The organism is Actinoplanes sp. NPDC051633, assembly GCF_040681735.1.
Lineage (GTDB): Bacteria > Actinomycetota > Actinomycetes > Mycobacteriales > Micromonosporaceae > Actinoplanes.
The window spans coordinates 1-1243 of record NZ_JBFAZH010001698.1; the positions used below are offsets into that span (position 1 = coordinate 1).

Below are 1243 nucleotides of genomic sequence, written 5' to 3' on the forward strand. Positions count from 1 at the left end.
TCTTGATTTTTTTCTATTTATTCTGATAAGTGAGCTATTCACTTTAGGTTTAGGATGAAAATATTCTCTTGGAACCATACTTAATATAGAAACCCAGCCGCGCCCGGAGGGAGGCGACCTCGGCCGGGCTGAGCACCTCGCACGCCGTCGGCCCGCGCAGGTCGAGCCAGTGCCGCGTGCTGACCATGCGCATCCGCAGCTGGCCGATCGGCGGCGGCACGGGCGGCACGCCGTCGGTGAACTTGCCGTACAGCCCCAGGTGGACGTGCAGGCTCAGCCCTGTGCCGAAGTGGTGCAGCAGGTGTTTGCCGTACGCCTCGGTCTCGGCCAGGACCTGGCCGGAGATCAGCTCGGCCCCGGCGGCGAAGCGGCCCTGCGGACTGCTCACCTCGACCCGCTGCCCGGCGAAGAGCTCCCGGTGACGGGCGGCGAGCCGGTGAATGGTGTGTCCCTCTGGCACAGCGGAAGGTTATCCGGATCGGGCCGGGTTATGCCGACAGCGGATTCGCCCACAGGTGAATCGCTTGGGCCGGTCACGAGCCGGGTGGCAAGGTGGGGTCCATGAGGATTGACGAGGCTGTGATGCGGGCCGGTGGCGCATCCTTTGACGATCAGGTCTTCGAGCGCTTGCTGCGGGAGCGGATCATCTTCCTCGGTTCCGAGGTCAACGACGAGGTGACCAACCGCATCTGCGCGCAGCTTCTGTTGCTGGCGTCGGCGGACAGCGAGAAGGACATCGCGCTCTACATCAACTCGCCGGGTGGGTCGATCAGCGCGGGCATGGCCGTCTACGACACCATGCAGTACATCAAGAACGACGTCGCCACCATCGCGATGGGCATGGCGGCCTCGATGGGCCAGTTCCTGCTCTGCGCGGGCACCGCCGGCAAGCGGTATGCACTGCCCCACTCCCGGGTGATGATGCACCAGCTCTCCGGCGGCATCGGCGGCACCGCGGCCGACATCGCCATCCAGGCCGAGAGCATGCTGCACATCAAGACGGTGATGAACGAGCGCATCGCCTTCCACACCGGGCACACGCCGGAGGAGATCGAGCGCGACTCCGACCGCGACCGCTGGTTCACCGCCCAGGAGGCGAAGGACTACGGGATCATCGACCACGTGATCAGCCGGGCCGCCGACGTGGGCGCCGAGAACTCCCTGGTCTGAGTCCCCCCGGTCCGAGTTCTCCAACCTCGACGGACATCAACAACACACTAACGCCTGTTGGTTCCAACCAATA

1 protein-coding gene and 2 pseudogenes are annotated in these 1243 nt (G+C 64.4%); 1 reads left to right on the forward strand and 2 read right to left on the reverse strand.

Annotated features, from left to right (window positions below; genetic code table 11):
- Both AB0M20_RS44425 and AB0M20_RS44430 read right to left on the reverse strand, forming a co-directional pair.
- Nucleotides 1–93 (reverse strand): annotated as a pseudogene (locus tag AB0M20_RS44425) (rRNA adenine N-6-methyltransferase family protein); the annotation flags it as partial.
- Nucleotides 92–460 (reverse strand): annotated as a pseudogene (locus AB0M20_RS44430) (DNA-formamidopyrimidine glycosylase family protein); the annotation flags it as partial. The pseudogenes AB0M20_RS44425 and AB0M20_RS44430, both read right to left, overlap by 2 nt.
- A 101-nt stretch (nt 461–561) precedes the next feature.
- Between AB0M20_RS44430 and AB0M20_RS44435 the strand changes: the two are divergent.
- Nucleotides 562–1170, forward strand: a complete 609-nt coding sequence (locus AB0M20_RS44435) for an ATP-dependent Clp protease proteolytic subunit (RefSeq protein WP_364307609.1) — start codon at nt 562–564, stop codon at nt 1168–1170.
- The last annotated feature ends 73 nt before the right edge of the window (nt 1171–1243 follow it).